Here is a 25,208-nt window from a genome sequence, read left to right on the forward strand (position 1 = left end):
TAGATTAACATCGAAACCCAGGTAGAACTAGGGGCTGTTCCCCGTCGCCTTCGGCAACATATAACAACGAGAGAGAAAGAATGAATCGCCCAACTGAACTAAATTCATGGAAAAAGCTTAAAAGATGCGCCACTAATTTACCCAAATCATCCTTGCTAAAAAACGCATATTTAGCAAGCGAACACCTCATTCTGGATTACAGCGGACAGCCAATTAATGAATCAATATTAAACCTACTACTTGAACTTGCTCATGAAAGCAAATTATCTGAGCATATGCATGCCCTACTTGAAGGCGAACACATTAATAATACCGAAAACCGCCCTGCCTTACATACAGCCTTGCGCGCTCAGGAGCAGGATGCCATTTATGTTAATGGCAATAATGTAGTTTCTGAGGTCACGAACGTACGTCAGAAAATGAAAGCGATTTCCACACAGATTAGAGAAGGAAAATGGTTGGGTTATACGGGGAAACCCATTACCGATGTAGTTAATTTAGGAATTGGCGGCTCCATGCTCGGCCCCTTCTTTTGCATCGATGCCCTTAGCGATTACGTCACGAATCAATTGAATTTTCATTTTGTCGCGGAAGTTGATCCAAATGCCTTTGCACGCGTCAGCGCCAAATTAAATCCAGAGACAACTCTGTTCATTGTCTCCTCAAAATCATTCACTACCCCTGAAACGCTGTATAACATGGAAAAAGCTTTGGCGTGGATGAATCAAGACCAGCATGTAGATAAACATTTTATTGCCGTCACCGCCAATGTAGAAAAAGCCTGTGAGCTGGGCTTTAAGCACATTCTTCCGATTTGGGATTGGGTTGGTGGTCGTTACTCGGTATGCTCATCCATTAATTTAATTACCTGTATTGCTATAGGCTATGAGCATTTTTCTGCTCTGCTTGATGGTGCGAACTGTATGGATCAACATTTCAGAAATACTGAGTTTTCCAAAAACCTGCCTGTTCTTTTAGCCTTATTAGGTATTTGGAATATCAACTTTTTAAATAATAATAATTTATTAATGCTGACTTACTCTGAAGATTTAAAATACTTAGTTCCCTATCTACAACAACTGGATATGGAAAGCAATGGAAAATCAGTGAATAAGCAAGGGCAGCGAGTTAGTTACGATACAGGCCCTATTATTTGGGGCGGCCCAGGCAATCATGCCCAGCATAGTTATTATCAATTACTGTGTCAGGGAACACGCAAAATTACTGCCGATTTAATCAGTGTTAAAATCTTTGATCAGGAACCTATTAACAAAATGTGCCTTGGCCATCGCAAAGTACTCACTGAAGGAGTTGCTACAGAAGATAATCCTTACAACTATGTGCATGGGAAAGTTCCTGTAAATCATATTTCCTTAACCGATTCTTCTCCTAAAACACTTGGTGCTCTCATTGCCTTGTATGAACATAAGATTTTTGTGCAAGGAGTAATCTGGAACATTAATTCATTTGATCAGCCAGGTGTTGAAAGCGCTAAGAAAATATTTAAACAATACTCCTAGGTAGAAACATGAACAAGCAAAAATCTATTTCCCTCATTGGCGCGGGCCATCTTGGCCGCGCGTTGTTATGCGGACTTATCAAAAGTGGCTATCCCGCTCAATCAATTACGGTCAGTAATCGTACTCAAGATAAATTAAAGCGCTTGGTGAACGAGTTGAATATTGTACCCGCAGCAAGCAATAACGACGCAATCGATGCCGCTGAAATACTCATCTTGGCTGTAAAACCTCAATTTATGCAGGATGTATGTCAAGAAATTGCCGCTAAAGTAAAAATGGAAAAACCTCTCATTATTTCATTAGCAGGAGTAACGGAAATAGAACAGATTTCCCAATGGCTTGGAATCACTGATTTAAGTATCATCCGAGTTATGGCCAATACGCCTATGGAGTTTGGCAAGGGCACCTCTGCCCTTTTTGCCAACTCATCTGCCACAGACGTTCATAAAAAAATAACTGAGGCGCTCTTTAACGCCGTAGGTTCTGTATTCTGGGTTGATAAAGAACAGCTTTTAGATCCACTAACTACCGCCATTGGCAGTGCCCCAGCCTATGTATTCTTGTTCATGGAAGCACTACAAAAAGCGGCTGCCAGTCAAAATATTCCTGAAGAGTTGGCAGAAAAAATAGCTATTGATGTAGTAAGTGGCGCGGCAGTCTTAGCCAAACAGTCGAACTATTCTTTTGCTGAATTACGAGCCGGAGTGACTACTCCCCATGGTATTACCGAACACTCATTAAAAGACCTGGATATAGAAGATTTTTTTACCCGCTTTAAGAAAATATATCAGGCTGCAAATGAGCGTATTGAGCAAATTAAATCGAAGTAAGGCCTAGAAACGTCATCCCGAACCCAGTGAGGGATCTCTGCCAATTTAAGAGATCCTTCGTCGCTCATTAGAGTAACCCGCTCCTCTGCTCTATTACAGCACCCCAAAGAATTAAAATACAGGCAAAACCTTTTTTTGCCCTTTTGGTTTAAAATTAAATCAAACATACATTAATAATGTACCCAATGCCTAATTCTGCATTCGATGTAAGCTTTCTTAAAAGCAGCTACGCTATAGCCCCCCGGTTAATCAACAACAGTTCTCCGCAATATATAACGGACATACGCCGATTTATTTTGAGGCTACAGATGGGGGTGGGGGAAGACAATTACAAAAAACTCAGTTAGTGAAATTACCCATTGTTATATAAGGTCTTTTTGACAATCCATATTTTATATGTTTTCTTGCGACAACACCAAACAGAAGCCTCAATTTGGTACGTGCAATCCGTATTGCACGACCTAAATAAGCAATTACGATTGTATTGTATGCCCCAAAGTGATAGGTTAACTAAAGGGGTGGTAGGGCATACAATAAAAGACGTATTGATATGGACGACAATAAATTACTCTCAGAACAATTTAAATTATCTTTAATTAAACAAGATTTATCAGCTTCATCCATTAAAGGCTATCTCTATGACTTGAATTATTTTCTCTTATGGATGGAAGACTTTTATCAATGGGCTAAACAAGCTGGCTTAATTCAGTCCAATCCTTCTGAAACAATCAATTTTGCACGAAAAATGTCGCCAACCAAGCCCGAAGCACTCAATAAAGTTGACGTTCATGTACTTCTTACCGCGGCAGGTAAATCCAGCCATGGATTAGATAAAAGAAATTATGCGCTTGTGCAGCTATTGCTACAAGCAGGCTTGCGCATAGGAGAGGTCACATCATTACAACTAAGGAATATTACCATTCGCGACCGCTCAGGCTCTGTGTCTGTTGTGGATGGTAAAGGTAGAAAGCACCGAGATGTTCCATTGAATGCGACCGGACGCAGAGCAATATCATCCTACCTTCAAACAAAGGATGGTATTGGCCAGGAAGATTATCTATTTACTAATAAATCAGGCGCACCCCTATCAATCCGTGCATTGCAAAAAGTAATAAAATCATTAGCAGCAAAAAGGTGAATCAAGCCATTGAGTGCTTCCACCGTGATATTGCCTATTCACTTCCAGACGAAAAGCGCGCGTTATTACAAGACTTGATAACGCCTGAGCATAAAGGCTCCTATAGCCGTCTTACTGAACTTAAAAAGTCGCCCGCGAATGCTAACAGTACCATAATGAATGAATACCTTGCGTATTTTGAGCAAATCCAAACGATAGGTATTTTGGAATGCGATCTGTCCGCCATACATCCTGATGTTATTGCCGCACTCGCCAAAAAGGGACGCTATTATGATGTTGCTCAGCTACGCGAGATCTCCTCAACATTAAAACGTGAGGCAATCATTATTTATTTTCTGTATGAAACAGTAAAAAACATCCTTGATTATTTGATGAACATGTACAAAAGGATTTTACTGGACATTAACCGAAAACCAAAAAATGAAGTATCCGCTGAGCGCGTCAGGGTGGCGACCAAAAACAAAGGGAAACTAAAACCCGCAAGTGACTTTATAAGGCCAGCTTTTTCCCAAGAGGCCGTTAAAAATTTGTCGCTTATACAGTTTAAGGATTTGGCAGATCAAAATATTTATAAAATCGATAAGGCCATGAGTTACGGTGATTTGGACGATGTGTTCAGTGGCACGGCAGACATCGAGCTTGCTCGTGAAAATTGGGATCAAATTGTCCGTATTGTTGCCTCATTAAAAAATGGACTGGCTCCAGCGCATGTGATTATCCAGAAATTGGCCAATCGGACAGATAACGTGTCCAAAGCAATCCGTGCTTTTGGCCGCATCATCAAAACCATCTACATTCTTCGTTATATTGCCGATCAAGAGCTTCGCTATACGGTACACTTACACCTCAATCAAGGAGAATCCAGGCACCACTTAGCCAAGAAATTATTTTTACTGAATAGAGGCGTCTTTAAAACCAGCGATTATGAAGAAATAATGAACAAGGCCAGTTGGTTAAGCCTGGTGTCCAATACGGTTTTGATATGGAATACACATCATATCCAAAAAATCGTTGATAAGCTTCGGGCCGAAGGACACGTTATCCCCAGTGAGCATTTACAGAAAATATCGGCATTGATGTTTAAACACATCCAAATTCATGGGACGTATCATTTTGAGGATCTTTAATGGGCTTAATAACATGAAAACGAGTCGTTTCATTAAACTGCTTTTCGTAATTTTTTCTTTAGCCTGGTGTCACCCTGTATTGGCTACCTACCAGGGAAAGGCGCTGACCTTATCTGAAGCAGAGTCGCTTGCTTTGAGTACCTCGCCTGAATTACAACGCTTTCATGCAGCAAGCTCAGCATGGCAACAACAGGCAATTGCCGATGGCCAATTAGCCGATCCTCAATTAGTAGTTGCTGCTACAAATGTGCCTACTAACTCTTTTAGTTTCACTCAAGATGATATGACCATGGAGCAAATTGGTCTACAACAAACATTTGCCCGAGGCCACTCTTTATCAATGAAATTAAAACAAGGGCAGGCTTTAGCGCTTGGTGAAAAACGAAAAGCCGAAGAAAAGGCTTTAACTTTAGTACGTACTGTAAGAGAAACTTGGTTAGAGTTGTATTATTGGACAAAGGCTTTGAAAGTTTTGCAGGCCAATCGAACCCTCTATAAAAATTTACTTAAGGTTACACAATCGCTGTATCAAACAGGAAAAATCAATCAATCGGATGTTCTTCAGGCACAACTAGAACTATCGAAATTAAATGATCAAATGATTCAGATTCAACAACAAATTAATGTTTTACGTGCCCAGTTAGACAGATGGATAGGCATGGAGCAAAGCCATCGCCTTTTAGCGCTTTCACTACCTCGGTGGCGAGATCCACTGCCACTTAAGCAGTTACAAATCCGCCTACAACAACATCCTGTATTAAGTATTGATGCAGCAACGATTGCTGCAGCTCATAGTGAAGCTGCTTATGCTAAAGAACAATATAAACCAGGTTTTCTTTTAAATATTGGCTATGCTAAACGCCAAGGACGTTTTGCTGATGGCATGTCTCGTTCTGATTTTGTTGGCGCCCAAGTTACTATTGATTTGCCCGTTTTTACTACTAATCGTCAAGACAGGCAATTAAGTGCTAGCTATGACCGGCTGTTAGCCACAAAACTAGACCAACAAATCCATTATCGAGACTTATTGCAAGTACTAACCTCGCAATACACCATTTGGAATAGTTTGTCGAGGCGTGAAAATGTATACAAAATGCAACTAATTCCTGAGGCTAGACAAAATGCTAAAGCATCTTTAATGGCTTATCAAAACACGACCGCGGAGTTAACCATTGTGTTGCGAGCCTATAGCAGTGAGCTCACTATTCAACTTGAGCGTATACAATTACAAGTTGAACGTGCCAAGTCCCGCGTGACGTTATTGTATTTAGAAGGAATCGCTAAATGAAGAAACATCCTTTACTGCTTGTGTGTTTAGTACTTGTTTTGGGTGTAATTTTGGGGCGTTACACAGGTCATTTTGTCAAAATGGATGAGCAATCGCAGACTGATAAAAAACCAATTTATTGGATTGATTCCATGGAACCGACTATCCACTATTCGAAACCGGGGCTATCACGCATGAATATGAAATTAATACCTGTTTATTCTGACGATATTCAAGACGGAGCGCAATCAACTGTTCGTATTTCACCTACGGTAGTCAATAATTTAGGTGTGCGAACAGCACCTGTCATAAAAGGTTCATTTGCAAGACCTATTGAAACGGTAGGCTATGTCCAACCTAACGAAAACAATATTAGTCATATCCATACTTATGCCAATGGTTGGATAAAAAAACTTTTTGTGAAAGCCGTAGGTGATGTGGTTAAAAATGGTCAAGTTGTTTTACAACTTTATTCGCCAACATTGGTCAATGCTCAGGAAGAATATCTCATCGCTTTAGAGAGCAAAAACCAAACGTTAATTGATGCGTCTTACAAAAAATTACAAAACTATCACATTTCAGAACAACAAATTGAACAATTAAAAACAACGCGGAAATCCAGTCATTTAATTGATATTTATCCGCATCAAAATGGTGTGGTAACCATGTTAAATGTGCGTGAAGGCATGTATGTCACGTCAGAAACTGAAATGATGAGTATCGTTGACTTATCCAGTGTTTGGATGATGGCGCAAGTTTTTGAAGACCAGGCGAATTGGGTTAAAACAGGAGAGTTGGCTGAAGCACGGTTAACTGCATTCCCCGAAAAAACATGGAAAGGTAAAGTGGATTATATCTATCCCGAAGTTGATCCTAAAACCCGTACACTGAAAGTGAGATTTTGTTTTAATAATCCTGATGGCCTATTAAAGCCAAATATGTATGCCACTATTATTCTATTGGCAGAACAAAAACAGAATGTGCTTAGTATTCCTCTGGAAGCGTTAATTCGTAGCAGTGAAGGTGACCGGGTTATTGTAACCGTTGGTCAAGGACGTTTTCAAAGCCGTGTCGTCACAACCGGCATTGAATCAGGAGAACGTGTAGAAATTCTCTCCGGACTTTCAGTCGGAGAGCAAGTCGTTATTTCCGGGCAATTTCTCCTGGATTCAGAAGTGAATTTAAAAGCGGGTTTAGAACGGTTGCAAACTCCATCACCAAAAGCCAATAAAAAGGCAAAGGACGGTTTATGATTGCAAGCATCATTCGATGGTCATTACAAAATCGTTTTTTGGTTTTATTGGCAACCTTAATGTTACTGTTCTGGGGTATTTACGCAGTAAAAAATACAACAGTTGATGCCATTCCTGATTTGTCAGATGTGCAAGTCATCGTTAAAACAGACTTCCCCGGGCAAGCGCCACAAGTCGTTGAAGATCAAGTTACATACCCCTTAACAACTGCCATGCTAGCAGTTCCTGGTGCAGTTACAGTGCGTGGTGAATCAGATTTTGGCGTCTCCTATGTCTATATCATTTTTAAAGATGGCGTTGATCTTTATTGGGCACGTTCGCGGGTACTGGAATACTTAAGTCAAATTACCAACCGTTTGCCACCAGGCGCACAAATGGCATTAGGGCCTGATGCAACTGGAGTAGGATGGGTGTATGAATACTCCTTGATAGATAAAACTGGACACCATGATTTAGCACAATTAACCAGTTTGCAAAACTGGATTCTGAAATTTGAATTGCAAAAAATACCTGGCGTTGCTGAAGTGGCGACTGTAGGTGGTATGGTCAAGCAATATCAAATCACATTAGATCCTGATCTCTTGCGTGCCTATGGCTTTACGCCTGAACAAATCAAACAAACTATTGTTGGCGCTAATCGTGAAGCTGGTGGTTCATCGATCGAAATGGCCGAAGCAGAATACATAATAAGAGCAAAAGGTTATTTGCAATCCATAGAAGATATTGCCCAAGTACCTGTTGGATTAGGTAAAAACGGTGTTCCTATTTTGTTGAAAGAGATAGCGACTGTACAATTAGGGCCGCAGATAAGGCGCGGTATTGCAGAATTAAATGGTGAAGGTGAAGTAGTAGGTGGCATCATTGTAATGCGCTTTGGCCAAAATGCCATGCAAACAATTGCTGATGTAAAAGCAAAGTTGGCACAACTACAGAAAAGTTTACCAAAGGGCGTGCAAATTATTCCTACGTATGATCGGTCGAGTTTAATCAAACGAGCGATTAATACCCTGCTCGATAAATTAACAGAAGAATTTATTTTAGTTTCGTTGATTTGTCTTGCCTTTTTATATCACTTTCGTTCATCGCTAGTGATTGTCATCAGTTTGCCCCTGGGTATTTTAGTGGCACTTATCATTATGCATCTGCAAGGCATTAATGCCAATATCATGTCCTTAGGAGGCATTGCAATTGCTATAGGGGCAATGGTGGATGCAGCGATTGTAATGATTGAAAACGTACATAAACATTTAGAACACACTGTCGTCACTAACAAAAATCGTTGGCAGATTATAGAGAAAGCAACACTTGAAGTGGGGCCTGCTTTGTTCTTCTCCTTACTTATCATTACCTTTAGTTTTTTACCCATATTTACTTTACAAGCCCAGGAAGGTCGAATGTTTGCGCCATTGGCGTATACCAAAACCTATGCGATGGCGGCTGCCGCCGGTCTTTCTATTACACTGGTACCCGTGCTAATGGGATATTTTATTCGCGGTAAAATAAAGCCAGAGCATAAAAACCCATTAAATAGAATATTACTAGCCCTGTATCGACCAGTCCTTGATATGGTTTTGAGAGCACCTAAAGTTGTAATCGCCATCGCAGGATTAGTAGTAGTTATTGGTTTTTTACCTCTTTCATACCTTGGCGGCGAGTTTATGCCCGAATTGGATGAAGGGGATCTTCTCTATATGCCAACTACTTTTCCTGGCATTTCTGCAGGAAAAGCCCAACAAATCTTGCAACAAACGGACAAATTGATTGCGACGGTTCCCGAAGTCAACACGGTATTTGGTAAAATTGGACGTGCTGAAACAGCCACCGATCCGGCACCACTATCTATGCTCGAAACGACTATTCAATTTAAACCAAAGAACGAATGGCGACCAGGCATGACAGTAGAAAAATTGCGTGAAAAACTAGAGACACGTCTGAAATTACCTGGGCTTTCTAATGCCTGGGTAATGCCTATTCGTACACGCATTGATATGTTAGCCACCGGTATTAAAACCCCTGTAGGCATTAAAATCGCGGGACCCGATTTAAGCGTTATTCAATCGATTGGTCAGCAAATTGAAACAGTCCTTAAACAAGTGCCGGGTACGGTTTCTGTTTTTGCAGAGCGAGTTGCTAGTAGTCGCTATATCACCATTGATATCAACCGATTAAAAGCAGCGCGCTACGGATTAAATATCATTGATATTCAAACTATTATTGAAACAGCTGTAGGTGGAATGAATGTCACTCAAACAATTGAAGGACGAGAACGATATCCTGTCAATTTACGCTACCCACGTGAAATTCGTGATTCATTAGAAAAATTACGTTTGCTTCCAATTATCACCTCATCAGGCGCGACCATTCCTTTAAGTGAAGTAGCACGTGTTATAGTTACGGAAGGACCCGATATGATTCGCAGCGAAAATGCCAGACTTAATGGGTGGGTCTATGTAGATATTGCTGGACGAGATTTAGGCTCTTACGTTAATGAAGCACAAATGAAAGTGCTGCAACGAGTGAAATTGCCAGCTGGTTATTCGCTTACCTGGTCAGGTCAGTATGAGTATTATCAGCGTGCAAAAGATCGTTTAAAGATGGTTGTACCCTTAACGCTTGCCATTATTTTTTTCTTGCTGTATTTAAATTTCCGAAAACTTGGCGAGCCGATCATCATCTTAGCAACGTTACCTCTTGCTCTTGTTGGCGGCATTGTACTGCTGTATTTACTAGGGTACCACTTATCGGTTGCTGTGGGAGTAGGATTTATTGCCTTGGCAGGTGTTTCTGCCGAAACTGGCGTAATTATGCTCGTGTTTCTCAATCACGCGTTAATGAAACAACAGCAACAAGCACAGAAAGAAAAACGTTCCTTGACCCATGAAGATATCAATAATGCAGTCATTGAAGGTGCATTACTACGGTTAAGACCCAAAATAATGACGGTAACTGCCATTATTGGAGGGTTATTGCCGATTATGTTATTTGGTGGCACGGGTTCTGAAATCATGCGTCGTATTGCAGCTCCAATGGTTGGAGGGATGGTGAGTGCGACCATGCTCACTCTAGTTGTTATTCCGGCAGTCTATCTTTTATGGAAAAGAAACAGTCATAATTAATAGTTGATTATTTGAAATTCATTAGGTCAGAACTATTTTTTCAAGGTAAAAAGTCCTTAGAAGAGTTATATATTTTATTGAATGATGAACGAATTCCTTTGGATAGTAAAAAAATGAAGCAGAAAAACTCATTAAGTCATTTAATGATCGTTAATGACTTGATTTCAGTGCTTTTACAAATTGTAGATTGGGTCCATGAGCCTAACCTATATTTAACGGCTGTGGATTCTAGCTAACCCAGGGTAGCGAGAGGTCGTACCCAAGGATTAAGCCGCTTCAAAGACGGGGGCAATTTCTTAATAGATTCCTGCGCATCAGTCATATTGCTGTATTCCCCAATCGTAAGTACATACCAAATAACATTATGTTCTGTGTAATGGTTTAACTTTGCTGTAGAGTAGAGTAGTTTATTGCTTTTGATATAGCGTTTCATATCAATTTTATCAGTGCTGGCAACCAATTGAATTGTATATAATTTTTCTTGCAAAGCCTGTGTAATTGCAGCTTTGTCCTGTTCAATCCTAGCATCCCTTTGCGCCTGTTCTACAAGGGCGATTGTGGCTCCATTTGCTTCTTTGCTAATCAAATCTAAATTTTGATTTACGGCTAAAGTATGCACAACCAATTCCCGCGTAGCTGAATCTTGCCATGAAGGAATTTGACTGACTAAGGCTGTTTGCTGCACCGAGGGCTTAGTAATTGCAGCGGTTACTTGATTGGTGGGAGGCTCTTGATTAAAGGCCTTCGCAATAAATAAACAACAAAGCGTTGAAAGAACTGCACTCCCGACTGGAATGCCGAATTTTTTCACCGTATCAAGGGTCGAGAGTTCTTTCTTATTGGCAAAGTTAAAAATGAATGATTCCAGATTTGAATTGATCTTGGTTACATTTCCCTTAGTGAGCTGATAAATTTTTTTCAGCTGAGCTTCGGACAATGGTTTGGTAATCAAACGAGAAGCGGTTGCCCGTTCAAGTACATAAGTTCTTGTCTCCGCTTCAGTTAATGTGCCTAACTCAATGGTATGCACTAAACCATTAAAGAATGATGCTGAGAAACTATTTAATGCAGCGACAATTGAATAATCAGATAATAAACCCAGATGAAAAAAATTAAAATCTTCCTGGTTTTTTATCGCGAGCATAACTTCTTTAATAAAGACTTCCGGTAAATGTTGCGCATCATCAATCAGCAACAAAACATGGGCTCTACGCTCATTAATTTGCGCTACTAATGAGGACATATCTGTATGCTCATCCTGCTTCAAATGAAATTGCTCAGCGATACTGCTAATGATGTCTTCGCGATTGTAGGGTGCTTTTATGGTGATTAATAGTGGATTTATTTGCGGATCTAAATGTTCTTGCAGTAACGAAGCAAATGAAGTTTTGCCCCCCGCTTTTTCAGACAATACGGTAATCAGCGTATTGTTAAAAAGAATCAAATGATTAATGAACTCAATCTTTGACAACCAAGAATCTGGCTTTAACAATGTTCTAGGTTGTATCACAGCTGCTAACTCAGACTGAAACAATCCATCCCTCATTTTTACTCTCCTTCAACTGCAACACTCAGCGTATCATATAAACTATCTTCTGTTACCTGTTCTTCCAGATAACAATCTCCTGGATTTCTAATCAGCACAAAACGCAAACAATTATTTTTAATTTTTTTATCTAAACTCATCAGCTCTCTTAATTTGTACAAATCAATAGACGCTGGAATTTTATGAGGTAATCCCGCATCACGTAACATCTGTTCAACAGAATTAACTAGCTGCTCATTAATCAAACCGAGCTTATGAGATAAGACCGCAGCACAGTATAAACCGATAGCGACGGCCTCGCCATGCAACCATTGCTGATACTGAGTGCAAGCCTCCAAGGCATGGGCAAAAGTATGACCAAGATTTAATAAAGCACGCTGCCCTCTTTCTTTTTCATCCGTTTCAACAAACCAGGCTTTAATTTGACAACATGCAGCAATAAGCTTTGGCAACTCTGGACTCTTCGCAGTTAAACCCTGTTTTAATGCTTGAGTTAATTGTGCTAAAAAATCCCCGCCAGCAAGCAAGCCATATTTAATTATCTCCGCAACACCTGCGCGAAACTCTCGTTCAGGTAAGGTATCTAAAGTGGCTGTATCAATTAACACAGCCTGCGGCTGATAAAAGCTGCCAATTAAGTTTTTACCTTGAGGATGATTAATTGCTGTTTTTCCGCCAACCGAAGCATCAACCTGAGCTAATAAAGTAGTTGGTATTTGAATAAAGCCAACTCCACGTTGATAGGTTGCAGCAGCAAAACCGGCCATATCACCAATTACTCCCCCTCCCAGGGCGATAATGGTGGTATCGCGATGATGTTTGTTTTGAATTAATACATCATAAATTGTAAACAAACTATGTTGATTTTTATGCTGTTCCCCATCTTCCAAGATAACTACATCACATTGAATCCCGCTCAATGCAGATTGTATGTAACTTAAATAAAGTGGCGCAACAGTGTAATTCGTGACAATAAGAGCTTGCGGAGACTTCACGAAGGTTCGCAACCAATCAGTGCAGTCCAAACCATCGCGACAGATACTAATAGAATAACAATGCCCGGTTAATGAAACATCAACCTGTTCATAAGCCTTAAAATTCGCCATAAATATATTTTATTATATTATTTGCGACCGCTTTAACTGTTAATTTATCTGTTTCAAAACTTACGTCGGCTAACTCATCGTAGAATGGCTCACGCTCATCTCTTAATGACTCTAATCGTCCCTCAAGGTCATTCGTTTGCAACAAGGGGCGTTTGGTATCACGCTTAGTTCGCTCAAATTGTTGCTGTAATGATGTTTTGAGGTAAATAACAGTCCCTCGTCCAGCAAGTGCGTTTCTATTTTCAGGCGTAATTACAACCCCACCACCAGTGGCTAAAACGATATTGGTCTTTTGCGTTAACTCATCAATAACTTTTTGTTCACGGCGTCTAAATCCTTCTTCGCCTTCAATATCAAAGATCCAAGATATATCTGCGCCAGCGCGCTCCTCAATGACCTCGTCTGAATCAAAAAATTCTAATTTGAGCTCCTTTGCCAAAGCACGACCAATTGTGCTCTTTCCAGCACCCATAGGCCCAATCAGAAAAATATTTCGTACTTTAACTATGCTCATTTTTTATTACATACCTCTTTCTGCTGTGATGTCATAAATTAAACATGTCATTATAACAATAAATCCTACTATCTGCAGTCATTTACTGTGCTATTTGTAAGAGAATTATCAACTATTCCTAAAACTACGTTGAATATTCTACACAAATACAGGACAAAAACCCATAAAATTATTTAATATGAGTTGGATATAACAAATAATACTATTTTTTATATCGATTTTACGCCTAAATTTACAAGTTAGACACCCCTCCCATCCTCCACCAAAGACTAAATGAGCGTCCTTATCCAAATCTTACTTTTTTGAGGGCGTATTAACCAATGAATTTATTATTTTCGGTGTAATGAAAATAAGCAACTCATCATTTTTCAATGAGACTTGCGTATTTCGAAATAAATTCCCAACAACAGGCAGCTGCCCTAAAAAAGGTATTCTCGTGATTGTCTTACTCTTGTCCTGCTGATAAATACCACCAAGGACAACAGTTTGGCCATTACTTACTAGCACATTTGTCTTAATTTCCTTTGTAAGTATAGCAGGAACGCCATTGAAGAGTTGTGTTGATGCAGTATCTTGATTAATTTTTAATTCCATCAAAATTTTACTGTCTGGAGTAATTTGTGGTGTCACTTTTAAACTCAAAACCGCTTTTTTAAAAGACACGGAGGTAGCGCCACTAGCCATAGCTTCCTGGTAAGGAATTTCTTGGCCTGAATTAATTACAGCCGGTTGTTGATTCGTCGCAATCAATCTTGGGCTGGAAATTAATTCAGCACGCCCCTCGCTTTCCAAAGCAGAAAGCTCCAAATCAAGTAAGATGTTGTCACTAAGTTTTGCAAGCGCTATGCCGACAGAAGCAGGATTCATCCCTGCAATAGGTAGAGCAACCAAATCCAAATTTAATCGTTGCGAATAGGGATTAACATCCGCAGGTGGAATGCCCTGCCCCATTTGATTCACACCAGCTAAAGTACCACTAAGCCTACCTGGTTTGGAAACACCCCAGCGTATTCCTAAATCTCGAGAAAAATCCTTGGATACTTCAACAATACGAGCCTCAATTAAAACTTGTTTGACCGGCACATCCAACTGGTTCACTAACTTGCGAACTGCGGCAATTTTATCAACACTATCCTGAATCCAAATAGAATTAGTGCGCACATCAGCACTAATCTTGCCCTGTTCAGAAAGTACGGAGTTTTGACTGTCTTTCACCAAAGCGGCTATATCGACTGCTTTAGCATAATTAATTTGTAGTAGTTCGGAGCGAACAAGCTCCGTGCGTTGTCGCTTTTTAATGGGTGAGGATCCAAGCTTAACTCTCGGGGCTTTGGTATCAATCAAGATAACATTATTTACCCTGCGCATCTCCAAACCATGCGTTGTTAAAATAACATCCAAGGCTTGCTCCCAAGGGATATCATTTAAACTCAAAGTAATATTCCCGTGCACTCGCTTACTCACCACGATGTTCAAATGAGTGAACTCAGCAATGATCTGCAAAACGGCACGAACACTGATGTTTTGAAAATTAAGTGAAATAGGTTTGCCAGCAATAAAGTTTTTGTTAGCTTCCTGAAGTTGTGGTAGTACAACAGGTCGGCCAGTTAACCTTGGTGGATGTAAACCATTCTGCGCAAATACCGCAGTAACGCTAGCAGCTATTAAACTGATGAACACGATAATCTTTTGCACCGTTACTCCTGTTTTTCTGTATGCAGTTTCAACGTGGTTTTATGCTTCTCCCAGAATCCAGAACTGCTCTTGATTGTTTCCGCCAAGCTGATTTCATCGATGCTAATAGCTACAATACGCCCCCCATCTTTTCCTAGATAATCACCAACATGCACTTGCGTAATCACCGCGTCAGGGCCTGCAATTAACCCTAAGCGTCGTGATCCTTGCAATAAAACCCCGACTAATTTTAACGAATGCAAAGGATACGCCTCTAAGCGCTTTGTTCCTGGCGGTAAGTTTAACTTTTGCAAACCAATTGGTTTAAATGGGCTGCGTCGCTTCATCGTATTAGGAAATTTAAAAAGTGGCTCTTTTTTAAATAGAGGATTGGCGGGGACAGCGCTTTGCTTTTGGTGTTTCACCTGCCGAATATACTGCACTAAATCATGATTATCATTGGAACAGGCTACCAATGATAAAGAAAATATACAGAGTGAAATTTGCAGCTTATGAGTCATTTATTGAGTACGGTAACGGTATATTTTAGCGGTAACATTCATCACCAACACCTCATCACAAACGGGTTGATTACAGTGTGACAGCCCCCCTTTAATACTAAAATCATGAAAAGTAACAATACGGTCCATGCTTGCTATTCGACTTAAAAATGACGCTAATTGAAAATAATCCCCTTCAATAGAAATTTTTATTGGCAACATAGTATAAAACCCGTGCACCTCTTCAGCTTGAGGTGCAAATAAGAGAAACTTAAGACCAGAAACCATCCCTGTTTTCGAGATCTCTTCCAATAAACCATAAAGTTCATTTTCTGCAGGCAAGTACTTAATCAAAGAAGTAAACTGCTCCTTAAGCTTCAGTAGCTGATGTCGGTAAGCATCTAAATTAACCACCAGGCGTTGCTTGGTTTCAAAATCTGCTTTCAAAGCAATTTCTTGAGCTTGTAAATTAGTGAAATTCGCAAGATTGTCATGGATTACCAAGCAATATCCCAAAATGATAATTAAGGCACACAGACCTAACAAGAAGCCTGTTTTTACTGATTTTGGCCACTGCCCCATTGTTTCTAAAGTTAACTCATGCAAGGAAATACGGCTCATGATGGTGTTCCAACTGAATGAATAGGCTCAAGAATGAATGTTAATTTAAAACGATTACTTATAGACTGCTGCTTATCTTCTACTTGTTTAACAACCTGTAGGATGGGGCGCTGAATCCATTCATTGTGCTCCATATTTTGCAAGACCCAAGAAACATAAATATTGGACTTGGCATAGCCCAATAAAGAAATCACATTGTCTTTTTCCTCTATTTTACGCAGATAAATACCTGTCGGGACAACCCAGGTTAGTTCATCAAATAAATGCACAATCAGCATCCGCCTTGAGAGTAACTGGTGTACCGCAGAAATTTGCGATAAAAGCCTAGCCCGTGTCTGTTGTAAAATTTTTAGCTCGTTTATCGCTCCCTCGCAAACAGAAAGCTCCTGTCGCAACATTTCATTTCTGATGTGTTGATTAGTTGTTAAGTTCACTACGTGATAATTAACTGAAACTGTCGTTAATAATGCGAGTACGCAGCCAAAAATTAATCGTCTGATAAACGCTTTTTTTTCTTGCTGACGTTTGTGTTCACGCCAAGGTAATAAGTTAATTTGGACCATGATGTTAAGCTATATTCCTTAGAGCTAATCCGCAGGCAACCATCAATTCTGGAGCATCACGATAAAGTGCATTCCCATCAACCCCTTCTCCAAGAACCATACGCGAAAATGGATTCGCAATAGTTGTTGTGATTCCAATCTGTTTCTGCACCATTAGTACTAACCCAGGCACCTGTGCTAAACCACCGGCTAATAGGCTATGCATTACTTTGGGTCCTTGATTCACCGAATAAAAAAAGTGCAACGTATGTTTGATTTGTAGTGCCAGATATTCTTTAAGAGTATCTAGATCAGTAGGTAATTGCGTACTGGCCAATTGTGTTTCTCTGGAATAAATCAGCTCCAGGTTCTGTAGCACAAACAAGTGTATACACTGTGCATTAAGCTCAATAACAGCAATTGTTTTATCGAGCATGCCAGCAGGTAAATCACGGCTCAATTGTTGTGTTGCCCGTGCAACAGCATAAGAAGCAACATCGACACTCTGTACTTGCAAACCCGCCTTATTTACCAAGGCAACCTGCTCCATTACCTGTTCAGCACGTGAGGCAACAATGAGTACATCAACTAAAGAGGGATTGTTTGTTGACGGTCCCATAATTGCGAAATCAAGATAGATTTCACTTATAGGGTAAGGAATGTATTTATCTGCTTCGAGGTAAACGAATTCCTCAATTTCGGTATCACTTAAATAAGCATTGATCTGGATTATTTTACTAATAATCGCAGCATCAGGAAGCGCCAAAGCGACCTGCTTGCAATTAGGTTGCAACTGATGAACCAGTTGTTTTATTGTATAGGGGACTGCATCAATGGCTTCCAAAGCATTAGACGATAAGAATTCGCGCCCGTAAAGTTCGACGCACAATACTCCATCACTCTCAGACAGCGCCAACATAATTATCGCTGTTGAGGTTATATCCAGTCCTATAATTGAATTACGCTTAGGTTGAACCATGTTATGCAGGCCTCGTATTCCATTGAGTAGCCTATGCATCACAAAAACTCCATAAATCCAGACGCGAATAGTAACGTAACTTTATAACAAATTGAATATTTTTTTTTACGCTCCAAACGTCTTGAACTCCAAGAAAACATTTAATATAGTGAAGAATCAATCTGTCATGGAATTTCACATTTTTTATGGAGGAAGAGTTATATGGCACATTCATTAAATGATTTAATTACCTCGCTGGCAACGATTTTAATTCGTTATCACGACAGCCAAGGAATCAATGTTTGCATTAAGGAAACCGAAACAAATGCAGTGAAAAAAACTGCTCGTGAATATGCAATGAAACTATTGCAATCAGAAGGCTCTGACCAGGAATTTGCAAAATTAAATGTAGAATGTACAAAACAATACGCAGACTATAAGCGCATTGATTTACTTACATTTATCAAAGATGAAATAAAAATACTTAGAGAATTATCTCTACGAACAACTCCTTTTTTAGAAGCTGATGATGAGTCAACAAATAGCGAATTAGATGACTATAAAAACAAAATCACGATGTTACTTACAGACTTTAAAGGCCTATTAAGCACTCAGAAAGAAAACGTTTATGAAGCCCGTATTAAAAGACTCAATGAGCCAACACCAATTAAATTAGGCCTACATGGCATGATTGACTCTAAACGGGTTGGCAATATATTTGGTATGCTAAAAAGTTCTCCTTTATGTAATTCTGGGGATCTCGTTAAAGTGGAGTTATTAGATCGATTTAATCTTACAGAGCTATCCACCGCGAGTGAAATCAGAATTGTTGCAGAACGCATCTGCGAAGGTCATCAACATGCACTGATGGCGGCCCAGCATAAAGCAATCATCGATGAGTTGAAAAAACAATATGGCGAAGAACATAACAACTTGAGTGGTCAACTTAAGACTTTAGAAGAAAAACTAAAAGAAAAAGAAGATGCGTTAAAAGAATCCGAGACTAGAATTTCTAAGCAGGCCGCAGAAAATGAAAAATTGCAGCAGGAATTAAAAACCATCAAAGAGGAAAGAACAAAACGAGGCAATCCTACAGGGGTTACATCTCAGTTCTTCACCGGCCAATACCAGTACCCAAATCTAATCTATGGTATTAATAGAACAATAGGAAGACCACAGAATAGATCAACGAACGATCCAGAAACCTCATCAACGTTCGATCTTTAAATTAAATCACCATATGTAGCCCGTATTAACGTAGCTTAATACGGGCTACATTCTCTAAACAAATCTAATCTAATTGCAAAATTCTGCTCTTTTTTGTACAAAACTCGCAATCTTATGAGGAATCACGGTATAATACACCCCTAATTTCATTTTAAACAACATGACTCTATGAAAAAAATGGCATATTTCTGGCGTAAAGGTCTATGGGCGCTAATGAGCCTGTTTTTCCTTTTATTAGTTGCAGGTAGCTTCGTATACCTCTACCTGGAAAGCCAGCTCCCCAATGTAGACTCATTGAAAACAGTCCAGTTACAAGTTCCGTTGCAGATTTTCAGTAAAGAAGGTTTATTGATTCAAGAGTATGGTGAGAAAAAACGTATTCCTGTAACTTATGAGGAAATACCGCAAACACTAATCCATGCACTGGTTGCAACGGAAGATCAACGCTTTTTTGAACATCCTGGCGTTGACATCATGGGATTAGGACGCGCCGCAGTACGTATGGTTCGCACGGGAACCAAATCTCAAGGTGGAAGTACCATTACCATGCAGGTAGCACGGAACTTTTTCCTGTCACGTAAAAAAACCTTTTTACGTAAATTCAATGAAATCATGTTGGCTATAAAAATAGACCGCGAACTCAGCAAAGAAAAAATCCTGGAACTCTATCTGAATCGTATTTATTTAGGTAACCGCGCTTACGGTGTTGGTGCGGCAGCTATGGTTTATTATGGCAAGACCCTAAAAGAACTTAATCTAGCTGAGTTGGCAATGCTTGCAGGGCTTCCTCAGGCACCATCAACACAAAATCCTATCGCGAATCCACTCGCTGCTAAAAAGCGCCGCGACCACGTATTAGAACGCCTTCTAGAAGAAAAGTACATCACTGAAGAGCAATACCAAGATGCGATTAACCAGCCAATCACAGCAAAATATCATGGCACTGACATTAAAGTCAGCGCACCCTATGTTGCTGAAATGATTCGCCAATCTTTATACGATAACTTCGGTCCAGATGCCTACACCAAAGGCTACAAGGTGTACACCAGCATTGACGGTAATCTACAAAATACCGCAAACCAGGTTGTAGAAAAAAATCTGCTCGCCTACGATCATCGTCATGGTTATCGCGGTCCGATTGCCACTATTGGTGAACAAGATAGCAAGTCGTTACGTGCAATTCAAAAGAACTTGGAAAAATACCCTGCGCTAAACCATTTGGTTCCAGCCGTAGTTACTGAAGTTCATGACCGTGCAGCGACTGTAACCTTACAAAATGGACATACCGTAATTATCCCTTGGTCAGGTTTGTCTTGGGCAAGACCTGCGCTTAAAAGTGGCTGGATGGGTAAAGCCCCAACTAAAGCCATGCACGTTGTTGCTGTAGGTGACATAGTCTATGTGCATTCAACCAAAGAGCATTGGGAATTAGCACAAATACCTGAAGCTGAATCAGCCATGGTCGCCTTAAATCCTAACAATGGCGCTATTGAAGTATTAGTTGGTGGATTTAACTTCCAAAAAAGTAAATTTAACCGGGCTACTCAATCAAGCAGACAGCCTGGCTCCAGCTTCAAACCCTTTGTTTATGCAGCAGCATTAAATAATGGTTATAGCTTGGCTACCTTAATTAACGATGCGCCGATTGTTGTTGATGATCCAAGTCAGCCTAATTTATGGCGTCCGCATAATGTTAATTTAAAATTCAATGGACCAACTCGCTTAAAACAAGCCTTAGTTCAGTCGAAAAACCTGGTATCTATTCGTATTCTGGATGATATTGGTATTAATTATTCAATCGACTTCCTGGCTCGTTTTGGCTTTAACAAGAAAACATTGCCAAGAGGCTTGTCTCTTGCCTTGGGAAGTTTGTCAATTAGCCCTATGGATTTAACCGCTGCCTATGCTGTGTTTGCCAACGGTGGTTATAAAGTAGAGCCTTATCTTATCGATCACATTACCGATAAAGATGGTAAAGTTCTGTTGCAAGCGAAACCCTCTGTTGCCTGCTCTCAATGCGATACCAGTGTTGATCATTCGGCCTTAGCGCCAAGGGTAATTCCTGCAGACATTGCTTATCTAATGACTTCTGCCCTAAAAGATGTAATTCAACACGGCACAGCAAGAGCGGCAAGATCACTTAATCGCCAAGATATTGCCGGTAAAACAGGTACGACAAACGATCAAGTAGATGCGTGGTTTGCTGGATTTAATGGTGATTTAGTTGTTACCTCATGGATAGGTTTCGATAATCCAAAATCATTACATGAATATGCAGCGAGTCTTGCCCTACCCTTGTGGATTGACTTCATGAAAGTAGCACTCAAAGGCAAGCCTGAGCATGACATGAAGCAACCTGAAGATGTCGTTGCGGTACGCATTGATCCAAGCAGTGGTTTATTAGCTAGACCAAATCAGCCTAATGGTATTATTGAGTATTTCCGTCAGAAGGAAATTCCTGCCGAGGAAGATCCCGCACTGGTTTACAATGCTACTAATGATCAAGGGCCAATGGCACCTGTCGAAGAGAGCTTGTTTTAATAACGGGCCTGCCTCTTTCAATTAGCCTAAGTTTATCTTGGCAAATAATACCTTCGAATTAGAGCGGCTTGACCCAGAGGGGAGCGTTAAGGGGCAAGCCGCTCTATTCAGCCGTCTACAAACCATGTACTATTTAAGGCATCAAACCATACCTGAACTCAATATTGGTCATGACCAGACAAGAGCTCGCTAATTTTTATTATTGTTTAAGTATTTACATTTTTATCATCAAAAAAACGAGATGACAAATAATTAAACATTGTGTATTTTTTGTGTTATTCTTTAGATACTCCCACTTCATTATTGATTAATATGAGCTTACATACTTGCATCAATAGATTAGATAAAGAAATTCAAAAAATAGAACGAGTTGAACAATCGCTTAGCTGGCTATTCACCGAAAAGTATTTGAAAAAACTCAAAGAAGAAAAAGAGCTAGCGCAACAGCTGCGAACAAGTTTAATAGAAAGGGAAACTCTTGATAATTTTAATAAAACAAAAACTGATAATGAATTTAAATTGATAAACGATTATGAGGAGAAGTATAAGGAATTGCCTTCTTATTTAACATTTATTCGCCAAGATCTAAGACAAATGCGTGACATGATGCACCCGACTCTCCAGATGCGAATGTATGGTATGCCAGTAAATCACGAAACCTATCTTAAAAACTATCGTGAATACCACTGTGCCTCCGTGCAACAACAATTGGATTTTCGCGCAGGCCTTGATGATGGGAATTGTTTTGGTTACACCTACGCAATGGTTGATCCCAATTTGACTCCTTATGGGGAAAAAAAGATAACGCGTATTCCGTTGAATCGACAGATTCACAATTATCAAAATAATCAGTTTAATGAAGAGCACAACATTACGCGGCAAAGACTCACTCGCCGAATTTTTTGCCCAGATTTACAACAACAAGCCGAGCAGCTTTGGGCAACAGCAGCACAAAATAAGGGCAGTGACCTTATGGTTACGCTACAAAGTCGAAATATGGCACATGCTACTTATTTGTCAGTTCGGGAAGATAATTCTATCCGCTATATGGATCCAAATATCGGTGCCTATTTGTTTAACAACAAGCAGGAGTTCATTAATTTTTACCAAGATGCCTATAAAATATCACATAATTTTAAATTTTATCAGGTAAATAAAATACAATATAATCCTGATGGCAATTTAACTGAAGAAAAAACATTTTCCGGGCTTATGCGGACAATTCTTACCGGCGAAAAGCGAGCTTACTCGATTAATGCAGCAATCTTATCTTTTAGTTTAGCCTTATCTATCTATGTTGGTTTGTCAGCAACTCCTTTGCTTCTATTTGCAGTAGCCCCTGCATTCGCAGAAAGTATTAGTGCGTTTATTACCACGGCAGTGATTTTATCCACCATAGGTGGTACTTGGAGCGGGTATAAGGGAATTTTAGGTGGAAGTCACTTTGTTCAGGAGGTATTTCATGACACAATTGGGTCAAGATTAAATCCAGGATTTTTTAATACAAAAAAAGAGCCAGCTGATGAGAATGAGCAACCATCTCCTCCTAAACAAGGGTTGAATTAGTAAATTATCCGATAAGTAAGCCTGCTCAATTGAGCAGGCCTCTTAAGCAAAGGCCCTGTCTTAATTCTCACTTTTGAGCGCGATTGCCAAGCTACATAATTGACTTAACTCAATAAATACATCTCAAATGAGAAAATAATAGCCTTAATGTTCAAAAACAAGCAGAAATACAAAGTTCAACTATACTCATTTTGAGGATATAAAATTTAATCAAGGAGCAATTCTATGTTCATGTCCCATATGAAAAAAGTTGTATTAGGCCTAGTGATCATTAGTTTTACCTCTACCAGCTTTGCGGCGTGGGTCACCAATAGAAATCATGCTAATTGTGTGGGCAATACATGCCACAAAACTTCAGTTCATAAAGCCTGTTACAATGGCAGTTGCAAAACAGTACGGCACGGCAGCACTTGGCATAGATAAGCTCAACCTAGAATAAAATAACATCCAGACATTCCCTAATTAAAAAATCCGTAGCCTTGATGCAGCGTGGCATAATCAAAGTTACGGATTTTTTAATTAGCTGTTTTGGTTACATTTAAATAAAGATCCAACTCGGTCGGTTCTATTTTAAAATCAAATTTAACACCTGCCTTGAAACATTTCTCATAAGAAACAAAAGTATACTTTAGTTAAATTGAGCCATTTTTGACCTGGATGTTAAATACACATATCATTTACAACTTATTTATATAGGTATTATCAAGCAGACATCGTTTAACCCTGCGTTTTAAAAAAACGAAACTGCTTTTAGTAAGTATCATTACAGGAACCTTATTTTTCATTGTCGCCCAGCCGCTAATCTCTTCATGCATTCCCAAAAACATTATTGTTATTGGCGCTAAAGACTTTACTGAACAATACCTATTAGGCCATTTGATGGCCGACGTTACTGGAAGCAAAAACTGATTTTCATGTGGTGAAAAAATTTAATCTGGGAACCACAACGATTTTACATAATGCTTTATTAACAGGACAATTCGAAAAAAGACTGTTCTATCTGTAAATATTAGCGGGGAGTCATGAGCATCTTTATTTGGCATTCACGTCTTTCCAAAAAAGAATTAATTGTGCCCAATATTGCCAACCCAGGAAAGATGTAACCAATTTTTTAAATATAAATCTTTTATTTGATTAATCCCAACCCGAGGCTTTATTATTGATGCTTTCAATTAATTAGCCGTTCATAAAACTTATGTTTCATATTGTTCTTTACCAACCTGAAATCCCCCCAAATACAGGGAATATTATTCGCCTATGTGCCAATACCGGAGCAAAATTGCATTTAATTCACCCTCTTGGATTTTCCCTGGAAGAGAAAGCATTAAGGCGTGCGGGCTTGGACTATCATGAATGGGCCTCGATCATTGAATATGAAAATTGGGATGCATTTATTCAGCAACATCAGAACAAAACTATTTATACCCTTAGCACCCACGCAAACACAAGCTATAGCAGCGTTCAATATACTCCGGAAGATATGCTTCTATTCGGACCTGAATCTCGTGGCTTGCCTCGGGAAATGGTAAATCAATACAAGTCGCTTTACATACCCATGCGAGAAAATAATCGAAGTTTGAATCTTTCCAATGCAGTTGCTGTTGTTTTATATGAAGCGTGGAGACAATTAGATTTCAAATAAATACTGAACCACATCGCAGGCTGAGCGGTTAAGCCCAGCAAATACATTTCTGCTATTCCCAATACAGGGTTTACAGCTCAGCTACATTGTACAAAAGCCAGCTCCCAGAACTACATTATATACGTTACACTTAGCTATTTTTGTCGAGATTTAAAAATGTACCAGAATATATGTACCCCCCACCCTCAAAAAGAAACCTATAGTTAGCCAAGGAGCAGTTAGTGAGAAATAATTTATGGAACATGAATACTCTCGGACTACTGCTGCTTAGGATTTGTGTTGCGTATCAATCAACTACCATGTTGCACTGATAGCAGCTCAATAACTCAAACAAACCTCTGAGGGTGTTTTGGCGCACCCAACCCACCGCACCCCGTAGAACATCCCCAAGAAGAGGCAGAACTAGTCGACAGCCCCGCCATTATGAGCACGATGATGCCTGCTGTTAGCAGTGGTATAAAAGCGCGGATAAATGGCGCAGGTTACCCCCAATCCTTCAAGCCCCATCCTTGGGTGATAA

At 39.7% G+C, this 25,208-nt stretch carries 19 protein-coding genes and 1 pseudogene; 12 read left to right on the forward strand and 8 right to left on the reverse strand.

Annotated elements, in window-relative coordinates; genetic code table 11:
* Positions 1–80 precede the first annotated feature (80 nt).
* The 8 genes from pgi (at position 81) to ACQY7T_RS13165 (ending at position 10,487) form a co-directional block, all read left to right on the forward strand.
* A complete protein-coding gene (gene pgi / locus ACQY7T_RS13130) occupies positions 81–1,520 on the forward strand; it encodes a glucose-6-phosphate isomerase (protein WP_428413974.1) in 1,440 nt (479 codons plus the stop codon).
* Between the two features lie 8 nt (positions 1,521–1,528).
* Entirely contained in the window at positions 1,529–2,350 is an 822-nt protein-coding gene (proC, locus tag ACQY7T_RS13135) for a pyrroline-5-carboxylate reductase (protein WP_428413975.1), read from the forward strand.
* Positions 2,351–2,900: 550 nt separating this feature from the next.
* Positions 2,901–3,488, forward strand: a complete 588-nt coding sequence (locus tag ACQY7T_RS13140) for a tyrosine-type recombinase/integrase (RefSeq protein ID WP_428413976.1) — start codon at positions 2,901–2,903, stop codon at positions 3,486–3,488.
* Positions 3,485–4,615, forward strand: coding sequence for a Tn3 family transposase (locus ACQY7T_RS13145; protein ID WP_428413977.1), 1,131 nt, complete (start codon positions 3,485–3,487; stop codon positions 4,613–4,615). The genes ACQY7T_RS13140 and ACQY7T_RS13145 overlap by 4 nt, the downstream gene beginning before the upstream one ends.
* A 13-nt stretch (positions 4,616–4,628) precedes the next feature.
* Positions 4,629–5,903: a TolC family protein gene (locus tag ACQY7T_RS13150; protein WP_428413979.1), complete on the forward strand. Its 1,275-nt coding sequence runs from the start codon at positions 4,629–4,631 to the stop codon at positions 5,901–5,903.
* On the forward strand, positions 5,900–7,135 hold the full coding sequence (locus ACQY7T_RS13155; protein ID WP_428413981.1) for an efflux RND transporter periplasmic adaptor subunit: 1,236 nt from the start codon (positions 5,900–5,902) through the stop codon (positions 7,133–7,135). The genes ACQY7T_RS13150 and ACQY7T_RS13155 overlap by 4 nt, the downstream gene beginning before the upstream one ends.
* Entirely contained in the window at positions 7,132–10,251 is a 3,120-nt protein-coding gene (locus ACQY7T_RS13160; protein WP_428413982.1) for an efflux RND transporter permease subunit, read from the forward strand. Before ACQY7T_RS13155 ends, ACQY7T_RS13160 begins: the two co-directional genes overlap by 4 nt.
* An 11-nt stretch (positions 10,252–10,262) precedes the next feature.
* The gene (locus ACQY7T_RS13165) at positions 10,263–10,487 is read left to right on the forward strand and encodes a hypothetical protein (protein WP_428413983.1); all 225 of its coding nucleotides are present in this window, start codon (positions 10,263–10,265) and stop codon (positions 10,485–10,487) included.
* Here the strand turns inward: ACQY7T_RS13165 and ACQY7T_RS13170 are convergent.
* The 8 genes and pseudogenes from ACQY7T_RS13170 to pilM form a co-directional block, all read right to left on the reverse strand.
* The gene (locus ACQY7T_RS13170; RefSeq protein WP_428413984.1) at positions 10,484–11,797 is read right to left on the reverse strand and encodes an AAA family ATPase; all 1,314 of its coding nucleotides are present in this window, start codon (positions 11,795–11,797) and stop codon (positions 10,484–10,486) included. The two genes, ACQY7T_RS13165 and ACQY7T_RS13170, sit on opposite strands and share 4 nt — an antisense overlap.
* A 2-nt stretch (positions 11,798–11,799) precedes the next feature.
* On the reverse strand, positions 11,800–12,903 hold the full coding sequence (aroB, locus tag ACQY7T_RS13175) for a 3-dehydroquinate synthase (RefSeq protein ID WP_428413985.1): 1,104 nt from the start codon (positions 12,901–12,903) through the stop codon (positions 11,800–11,802).
* Positions 12,890–13,417 (reverse strand): shikimate kinase AroK, encoded by a 528-nt coding sequence (gene aroK / locus ACQY7T_RS13180; protein ID WP_428413986.1) that lies wholly within the window; start codon positions 13,415–13,417, stop codon positions 12,890–12,892. The genes aroB and aroK overlap by 14 nt, the downstream gene beginning before the upstream one ends.
* Before the next feature lie 294 nt (positions 13,418–13,711).
* Positions 13,712–14,968: pseudogene (locus tag ACQY7T_RS13185) on the reverse strand (type IV pilus secretin PilQ); the annotation flags it as partial.
* A gap of 146 nt (positions 14,969–15,114) precedes the next feature.
* Positions 15,115–15,612: a pilus assembly protein PilP gene (locus ACQY7T_RS13190; RefSeq protein ID WP_428413987.1), complete on the reverse strand. Its 498-nt coding sequence runs from the start codon at positions 15,610–15,612 to the stop codon at positions 15,115–15,117.
* Positions 15,613–16,212, reverse strand: a complete 600-nt coding sequence (locus ACQY7T_RS13195; protein ID WP_428413988.1) for a type 4a pilus biogenesis protein PilO — start codon at positions 16,210–16,212, stop codon at positions 15,613–15,615.
* On the reverse strand, positions 16,209–16,775 hold the full coding sequence (locus ACQY7T_RS13200; RefSeq protein ID WP_428413989.1) for a PilN domain-containing protein: 567 nt from the start codon (positions 16,773–16,775) through the stop codon (positions 16,209–16,211). The genes ACQY7T_RS13195 and ACQY7T_RS13200 overlap by 4 nt, the downstream gene beginning before the upstream one ends.
* A gap of 4 nt (positions 16,776–16,779) precedes the next feature.
* Entirely contained in the window at positions 16,780–17,772 is a 993-nt protein-coding gene (gene pilM, locus ACQY7T_RS13205) for a type IV pilus assembly protein PilM (protein ID WP_428413999.1), read from the reverse strand.
* A gap of 162 nt (positions 17,773–17,934) precedes the next feature.
* On the opposite strand from pilM, the gene ACQY7T_RS13210 reads away from it, so the two are divergent.
* From ACQY7T_RS13210 to trmL, 4 genes are all read left to right on the forward strand, one after another.
* Positions 17,935–18,939, forward strand: coding sequence for a hypothetical protein (locus ACQY7T_RS13210; RefSeq protein WP_428413991.1), 1,005 nt, complete (start codon positions 17,935–17,937; stop codon positions 18,937–18,939).
* Positions 18,940–19,107: 168 nt separating this feature from the next.
* Entirely contained in the window at positions 19,108–21,480 is a 2,373-nt protein-coding gene (locus ACQY7T_RS13215) for a penicillin-binding protein 1A (protein WP_428413992.1), read from the forward strand.
* A 312-nt stretch (positions 21,481–21,792) separates the two neighbouring features.
* Positions 21,793–23,046, forward strand: coding sequence for a hypothetical protein (locus ACQY7T_RS13220; protein WP_428413993.1), 1,254 nt, complete (start codon positions 21,793–21,795; stop codon positions 23,044–23,046).
* Between the two features lie 1,195 nt (positions 23,047–24,241).
* Positions 24,242–24,688 (forward strand): tRNA (uridine(34)/cytosine(34)/5-carboxymethylaminomethyluridine(34)-2'-O)-methyltransferase TrmL, encoded by a 447-nt coding sequence (trmL, locus tag ACQY7T_RS13225; protein ID WP_428413994.1) that lies wholly within the window; start codon positions 24,242–24,244, stop codon positions 24,686–24,688.
* Positions 24,689–25,208 lie beyond the last annotated feature (520 nt).

It is taken from the genome of Legionella sp., assembly GCF_965140895.1.
Lineage (GTDB): Bacteria > Pseudomonadota > Gammaproteobacteria > Legionellales > Legionellaceae > Legionella.